6 protein-coding genes are annotated in these 7,566 nt (G+C 66.0%); 1 reads left to right on the top strand and 5 read right to left on the bottom strand.

Annotated elements, in window-relative coordinates; translation table 11 throughout:
* Positions 1-78: 78 nt before the first annotated feature.
* From acnB to B3098_RS27165, 3 genes are all read right to left on the bottom strand, one after another.
* A complete protein-coding gene (gene acnB / locus B3098_RS27175; protein ID WP_175123661.1) occupies positions 79-2,670 on the bottom strand; it encodes a bifunctional aconitate hydratase 2/2-methylisocitrate dehydratase in 2,592 nt (863 codons plus the stop codon).
* Between the two features lie 321 nt (positions 2,671-2,991).
* Positions 2,992-3,879, bottom strand: coding sequence for an FxLYD domain-containing protein (locus B3098_RS27170; protein ID WP_286900252.1), 888 nt, complete (start codon positions 3,877-3,879; stop codon positions 2,992-2,994).
* The gene (locus B3098_RS27165) at positions 3,869-4,747 is read right to left on the bottom strand and encodes an FxLYD domain-containing protein (RefSeq protein WP_279974352.1); all 879 of its coding nucleotides are present in this window, start codon (positions 4,745-4,747) and stop codon (positions 3,869-3,871) included. Before B3098_RS27165 ends, B3098_RS27170 begins: the two co-directional genes overlap by 11 nt.
* Before the next feature lie 325 nt (positions 4,748-5,072).
* Here B3098_RS27165 and B3098_RS27160 point away from each other — a divergent pair, with 325 nt between their 5' ends.
* On the top strand, positions 5,073-5,837 hold the full coding sequence (locus tag B3098_RS27160; RefSeq protein ID WP_286900249.1) for a TSUP family transporter: 765 nt from the start codon (positions 5,073-5,075) through the stop codon (positions 5,835-5,837).
* 163 nt (positions 5,838-6,000) lie between these two features.
* Here B3098_RS27160 and B3098_RS27155 read toward each other — a convergent pair whose 3' ends face one another.
* Positions 6,001-6,441 carry a CBS domain-containing protein gene (locus B3098_RS27155; RefSeq protein ID WP_286900247.1) on the bottom strand — a complete coding sequence of 147 codons (441 nt, stop codon included), beginning with the start codon at positions 6,439-6,441 and terminating at the stop codon, positions 6,001-6,003.
* A 120-nt stretch (positions 6,442-6,561) separates the two neighbouring features.
* Entirely contained in the window at positions 6,562-7,566 is a 1,005-nt protein-coding gene (locus B3098_RS27150; RefSeq protein WP_286900244.1) for an acyl-CoA dehydrogenase, read from the bottom strand.

Below are 7,566 nucleotides of genomic sequence, written 5' to 3'. Positions count from 1 at the left end.
GCTGACCATCTCATTACGGCCCCGGGCGATTGCACGGGGCCGTTGTTCAGGCCGCGAGGCCTGTCAGGGGAGTCGGGATCAGACCTCGATCACGTCCGCCACGTCCTTGTAGTCGGCGATCTTGTCGAAGTTCAGGTACTGGTAGATCTGGTCGCCGCTCTTATTGATAACGCCCATGTCGGCCATGTATTCGTCCTTGGTCGGGATGCGGCCAAGCTTCGAGCAGATGGCGGCCAGTTCGGCCGAACCCAGGTACACGTTCGTGTTCTTGCCCAGGCGGTTCGGGAAGTTGCGGGTGCTGGTCGACATGACCGTCGCGCCTTCGCGGACCTGCGCCTGGTTGCCCATGCACAGCGAGCAGCCCGGCATTTCGGTGCGTGCGCCGGCGGTGCCGAACACGCCGTAGTGGCCTTCCTCGGTCAGTTGCGTGGCGTCCATCTTGGTCGGGGGAGCGACCCACAGCTTGACCGGGATGTCGCGCTTGCCTTCGAGCAGCTTGGACGCAGCGCGGAAGTGGCCGATGTTGGTCATGCAGCTGCCGATGAACACTTCGTCGATCTTGGCGCCGGCGACTTCCGACAGCGTCTTGACGTCGTCGGGGTCGTTCGGGCAGGCAACGATGGGCTCATGCACGTCGGCCAGGTCGATCTCGATGACCGCGGCGTACTCGGCGTCGGCGTCCGGCTCCAGCAGCTTGGGGTCGGCCAGCCAGGCTTCCATCGCCTTGATGCGGCGGCCCAGCGTGCGCTCGTCTTCGTAGCCGTTGGCGATCATCCACTTGAGCATCACGATGTTGCTGTTGATGTACTCGATGATCGGTTCCTTGTTCAGGAACACCGAGCAACCGGCGGCCGAGCGTTCGGCCGAGGCGTCCGACAGTTCAAAGGCTTGTTCGACCTTCAGGTCGGGCAGGCCTTCGATTTCCAGGATGCGGCCAGAGAAGATGTTCTTCTTGCCTTGCTTGGCAACCGTCAGCAGGCCTTGCTTGATGGCGTACAGCGGGATGGCGTTGACCAGATCGCGGAGCGTGACGCCAGGTTGCAGCTTGCCCTTGAAACGGACCAGCACCGATTCCGGCATGTCCAGCGGCATGACGCCGGTGGCGGCGGCAAAGGCCACCAGGCCCGAGCCGGCGGGGAACGAGATGCCGATGGGGAAGCGGGTGTGCGAGTCGCCGCCGGTGCCGACGGTGTCGGGCAGCAGCATGCGGTTCAGCCACGAGTGGATCACGCCGTCGCCGGGACGCAGCGACACGCCGCCACGCGTGCTGATGAACTCAGGCAGCGTGTGGTGCGTCTTGACGTCGACGGGCTTGGGGTAGGCGGCGGTGTGGCAGAACGACTGCATCACCAGGTCGGACGAGAAGCCCAGGCAGGCCAGGTCCTTCAGTTCGTCGCGGGTCATCGGGCCGGTGGTGTCCTGGCTGCCGACCGAGGTCATCTTCGGTTCGCAGTAGGTGCCCGGGCGGATACCCTTGCCTTCCGGCAGGCCGCAGGCACGGCCGACCATCTTCTGGGCCAGCGTGTAGCCGCGGCCGGAGTCGACCGGATCCTTGGGCAGGCGGAACAGCGTCGAGGGCGCCAGACCCAGCGCTTCGCGGGCCTTGGCGGTCAGGCCGCGGCCGATGATCAGCGGAATGCGGCCGCCGGCGCGCACTTCGTCGAACAGCACGTCGGACTTGACCTCGAATTCGGCGATGACTTCACCGTTCTTGATGGCCTTGCCGTCGTAGGGGCGCAGTTCGACCACGTCGCCCATTTCCATCTTGGAAACGTCGAGTTCGATCGGCAGGGCGCCGGCGTCTTCCATCGTGTTGTAGAAGATCGGGGCGATCTTGTTGCCCAGGCACACGCCGCCAAAGCGCTTGTTCGGCACGAAGGGGATGTCTTCGCCCGTGAACCACAGCACCGAGTTGGTGGCCGACTTGCGCGACGAACCCGTGCCGACCACGTCGCCCACGTACGCGACCAGGTGGCCCTTTTCCTTCAGGGATTCGATGAACTTGACCGGGCCGCGCTTGCCGTCTTCTTCCGGTTCGAACGCAGCGCCGTCGCGCTTGTTCTTGAGCATCGCCAGGGCGTGCATCGGGATGTCGGGACGCGTGGTGGCGTCGGGGGCGGGCGACAGGTCGTCGGTGTTGGTTTCGCCAGGAACCTTGAAGACCGTGATGGTCAAGCTTTCCGGCAGTTCCGGACGGCTGGTGAACCATTCGGCGTCGGCCCAGCTTTGCAGCACGGACTTGGCGTTGGCGTTGCCCTTGTCGGCCTTTTCCTTCACGTCGTGGAAGGCGTCAAACATCAACAGGGTCTTCTTGAGCGCATCGGCGGCGATGGTGCCGATTTCCGCATCGTCCAGCAGGTCGACCAGCGGGCCAATGTTGTAGCCGCCGAGCATCGTGCCCAGCAGTTGCGTCGCCTTGGCACGGCTGATCAGCGCACAAGCTTCCTTGCCCAGCGCCACGGCGGCCAGGTAGGAGGCCTTGACCTTGGCGGCATCGTCCACGCCGGCCGGCACGCGATGCGTCAGCAGCTCGACCAGGTTCTGCTCCTCGCCAGCGGGCGGGTTCTTCAGCAGTTCGATCAGTTCAGCGGTTTGTTTGGCCGTAAGGGGCAGCGGGGGAATCCCCAGAGCCGCGCGTTCGGCGACGTGTTGGCGGTAAGTATCCAGCATGTGAGGCCTGCTCAAAGTCGGGTTGGAAGAAGGGTTGTCGGCCGGAATTGTAGAAGCAAGTGGGGGCCGGTAGCAAATGTCTTATATCTTATATAAGACTTGAGCCGATAGCTGTTGTTCGGTGGCGACGCCTTGGCGGGGCGACGGGCGACGGGCGTCCGGCGTCGGGCGTCCGGCGTTCGTCGCCGGCTGCGAGCCTCGGGCGGCAGGAGTCGGGCGGCACGCGGCAGCGGGGGCGCCTGGACGACAAGGGCCCAGGCGCCCCGCAAAGAAAAAGCGGCCCCGAGGGCCGCTTCGGTATAAAAGCCCACCGCCAGCCGGTCAGGGCGCCGTGGCGTCGTACACCACGCCGACGCGGGCGAAGTTGCCGCCGTATTGTTTGACGTCCACCTGGAACGGCGCACTGTCGCCCGGCGGCAGACGCGGCACCCGCAGTTCCTGGAACGTAGCGCCCGTGAGCTGATCCTGCGCGTCATACAGGCTGACCCACACGCGCACCTTTTCGACCTCGCTGCTGCTGTCGTTGCGCACCCGGCCGTGCACCGTCACGTACTTGTAACGGAAGCGGTAGGTAAAGTTCAGCGTGCCGGTGCCGATGGCGGCTTCGGTGTTTTCCACCGTCACGGCCAACTGGGGACGCGGGCCGGGCAGGGCAGCGCGTTTGGCGGGCAGCCAGTTGGTTTTCACTTCCGTAAAGCGTTCGACGCGCCCGGTCAGCGCCACGGGCACGCGCTCGCCAGGGTACAGATGCGTCGGCAGGCTCCAGGCCTGGCGCAGCTCGAGCGGACGCGACCCGTCGAACACCGCGATTTCCGCCCGGGGCGACAGCGCTACGAACTGGTCGCTGGTGTTGACCAGTTCGGCATACAGCACCGGGCGTTCGATTTCGTCCAGCAGCCGGCGAGGTGCGGACAGCTTTAACGCCCCGCCATCAAACAGGGCGAAATCCGGGTCCAGCAATTCCTCGGTGGTCAGACGGACATGGTCGATGACCCGCGTGTTGGCCGGGGTGACGCGCACGATGCGGCTGACGGGCGGCTTGGCCTCGGGCGCGGCGGGTTTGGCCACGGCCTGCGCCGGAGGAGGGCTGGCGGATCCCAGCGCGGTGTATTTCCACGCGGCATACCCGCCCGCGCCAAACAGGATCAGCGCCAGCCCTGCCAGGGCCGGCCGCGACAGGCGCCGGGAGGAGGAGGGGTCAGCTTTCACTTTGCACCATGTAATCGTAGGAGGCGACCTCGCCATCGCGCAGCATTTCGCAGCGCACGTCGAAGGACGTCAGCGCGTCGGGGGCCAGCGGGCTGGCGGTGGCGTAGCCGTTGCCCGTTCCGATCAGGCCGCCGTCCGCGCCGTACAGCATGACGGTGATCTGCGTGCTGCTGGCAGGGTTGGTGCCCTGGTTGCGGATCAGACCGACCAGACGGTAATTGCCGTCATTGCGCACAAGCTGAACGCGGCTGGCAGCTACGTCGTTGTTCTTGCCGCGCGCGGGCGACGGCGTGCCGACCTGCAAGTCGTAGCGGCTATACGCCTTGGACGGCAACGATATCTTCAGCGGGGTGTACTCCCCCGGTTCCAGCGAGCGCGCGGGCGCCGAGCCCGACACGGTGGACAGCGACAGATCCCCCTGGAAGAACGATGCCGTCACGCGCGGCACGTCGATCTTCCGGCCGGTCTCGTTGCGCACGATCATGACCAGCTCGTTGCGCCCGCGCGTCTTGACCTCCTGCACGTCCGTCAACTTGACCAGCGAGGCGTCGATGGGCGGTTCGACAATGCGGGCGGGCAGGGGCGACGGGCGCGAACCCAGCGATGAGACGACCAGCGGGATGATGACGGCGGCAAGGATCGCCGCCGAGATCGCCACGATGGCGGCGGGCTTGATGGGCGCAGTTTTGGGCTGCTGGATATTGCGGAGGATCTTTTCCAGCCGCTGCGCGACGTTGTCTTCGACCAGCGTCACCGCATGGCAGTGGCTGCACTGGTATTCGTTGGTGTCCAGCTTGGTGAAACTGGCGCTGCCGCACGTGGAGCAGGTCAGCGTCACGGTGTTGATAGTGGTCTGTTTGGGCGTCATTCTCGCTGGGCGTCTTTTGCGCTACGCAGGCGGTCCGGCCGCGCGCCGCGATCCGGGACGGCGCGGCGGGATCGGCGTGAAGGGCTTACCGGGCGGCAAGGATAGCGGCCGTCGGCCGCACCCGGGGTGCATGAGCGCATCAGTTTGTGACCATATGTGTGGAATCGGCGATATCGGGGCCGGAATGCGTGCCGCACCCGGTGCTATCATCCCCGGCGAAAAATCGTTGTCACATCAACTATTACGCTGCCGTTTCCCGTCGATCCGCTCTCCTGCCGCCCCAATTGGCGCGCAGCCGGGCAGAGCCGAGGTCTGGCTCTCCTGTATGAGCATCTATCAACATCTGCTTTTTCTGGCCTGCGTGGCGCTTGCCACCTATGCCCAGACGATGACGGGCTTTGCGTTCGGCCTGGTGCTGCTGGGCCTGTCGGGCGTGTTCCAGCTTGCCTCGGTGTCCGAGGTGGCCAACGTGGTCAGCGTGCTGTCCCTGGTCAATGCGGGCGTCACCTTGCTGCGCGCCAAGCCGCAGGTGAACTGGTCGCTGCTGACCCCTGCCGCGGTCAGCAGCCTGGCCGGCGTCGGGGTGGGCGTGGCCGCGCTGACGTGGATCAGCGGATCCATGGCGGTGTTGCTGCAATTGCTGCTGGGCGTCACCATCCTGGCGTGCGCCATTTTGCTCGTGACGCGGACCCAGCCGCTGGCGCAGTTGTCGTCCCGCACTTCCAGCGTATTTTTCGGTGGCGTTTCGGGCGTGCTGGGCGGCCTGTTTTCCAGCGCCGGTCCGCCCATGGTCTATCACCTGTACCGCCAGCCGCTGCCGTTGGCCACCATCCGCAACAGCCTGCTGATCCTGTTTTCGCTGAACGCCACGGTGCGCCTGGCGCTCGTGACCGGGCAGGGCGCGTTCATGGTGTCGTCGTTCTGGTTGAGCGTGCAAGCGCTGCCGGTCGTGATCGGCGTGACGTGGTTTGCGCGCCGCTACAGCACCGAGAATTCGATGAAGAAGGTCAAGCGGATGGTGTTCTTGCTGCTGCTGGCCGCCGGCCTGGGGCTCATCGTCCCGGCGACGAGGATATTGGCGGCCGGCTAGGTACGGCCGGTTAGGCGCGGCCGGCTAGGCGCGGCCGGTTAGGCGCGGTGGGCTAGGTACGGCCGGTTAGGCGCGGCCGGCTACGCGCGGCCGGCTACGCGCTGCCGACCAAGCGAGGCCCATCGGGCGCAGCCGGCGAGATACCGCCGGCCTCACTCTCCCGTCAACCACGCTCCCCCGTGATGTAGCGCTCGAGTTCATGAATGATGAATTTCTGCTCGCTCATCACGTCCTTGACCAGGTCGCCGATGGACAGCAATCCGATCAGCTTGTCGTTGTCGATGACCGGCAGGTGGCGGAAATGCCGTTCGGTCATCATGGCCATACAGTGTTCCCGCGTGTCGGTGGGGCCGACGTAATACACCGAGTCCGTCATGATGTCGCGCACCTTGGTCGTGCGCGACGACCGGTCCTGCAGCACGATCTTGCGCGCGTAGTCGCGTTCGGTCAGCATGCCCAGCACCACGTCGCCTTCCACCACCACCACCGCCCCGATGCTGCGGTCGGCCATCGTCTTGATCGCGTCGAAGACCGACGAATCCGGCGAAACCGTTACGACGGCGTGATTGGCCTTTTCCCTGAGAAGCTCAGCAACTGTCTTCACGATGTGCTCCCGAATCGGTGGTGAGGATCGAAGCACCATCCTAAGCCTGCCTGCGGCATTGCCGCAAGCAGGGCGCGTTACATCGTGTTTTTGACGCGAATCGCTGTCGCGGATCGGCGCTCATGCCGTTTCCTTGCCGTACAACGCCGTACGCAGATAGGTCAGCGCGTCGCTGCGACTGCTGAGGGCGTCAGCCCCGATGCGGTCATGCCAATACGATTCCGATCCCGCCGCGAGCCGCCATTCGCGCAGCCTGCGCGTATACAACTGCAGGTCGTACTCCTCGGTGACGCCGATGGCGCCGTGCACCGCGTGCGCGATGTCGGCCACGCGCGGCACGGCCAGGCTGGCGCGGGCCTTGCCCAGCGCGGCGAGCAGCGGACGGGGCAGCCCGTCATTGCCCTGAAAAGCCAGTTGTGCGGCCATGCGGGCGGCCCACACCTGTTCGGCCATCTCGCTGATCTGCTGCTGCACGGCTTGAAAGCGCCCGATGGGCTTGCCGAACTGCGCGCGCTGGTTCGCATAGTCCAGCGTCATCGCCAGCACGCGATCCATGGCGCCGGCTATCAACCCCGCGTAGGCGGTGGCCGCCATCGTATCCAGCGGCGCCGAACTGTCGAGGCGTTCGGCGTCGGACAGCGCGCAGGAAACGCCGCCGTCCAGGCTGCCGTGCACCCCGTTGGATTCGACGCGCACCGCCTGCATGGGCAGCAGCCAGGTCTGGCCATCGATGCCGGCCAGCACGTAGTCAGCGCTGCGCGCCCACGCTACGCTGACGCCCGCGATGCGCCCGCCGTCGATGGCAAGGCCGTGTGGTGCCAGCGCGATGGCCCCCGCCGCCTGCGGCCGCTGCACGCGGCTCAGCCACGCGCGCGCCAGCAGCGTGTGGGCAATGGGATAGGGGCACAGATGGCGCCCCGCCGCCAGCACGACGGGCAGCGCATCGGCCAGGCCCAGGCCCGCGCCGCCATGTTCTTCCCGCACCAGCGCATCCGCCAATCCCGCATCCTCGCAGGCCTGCCACGCGTCACCGGACGGCTGGCCCCGCTCCACGCGCCGGATGACATCCGGGGTGCAGGTCTGGGCAAAAAGGCGTTCGGCGGCGTCGCCAAAAATGTTGTCCAT

Source organism: Achromobacter sp. UBA2119, assembly GCF_002331005.1.
GTDB classification, from domain to species: domain Bacteria; phylum Pseudomonadota; class Gammaproteobacteria; order Burkholderiales; family Burkholderiaceae_B; genus Achromobacter; species Achromobacter animicus.
The sequence above is the reverse complement of the archived record's forward strand: the minus strand, read 5'-3'. Positions and strand labels throughout refer to the sequence as shown.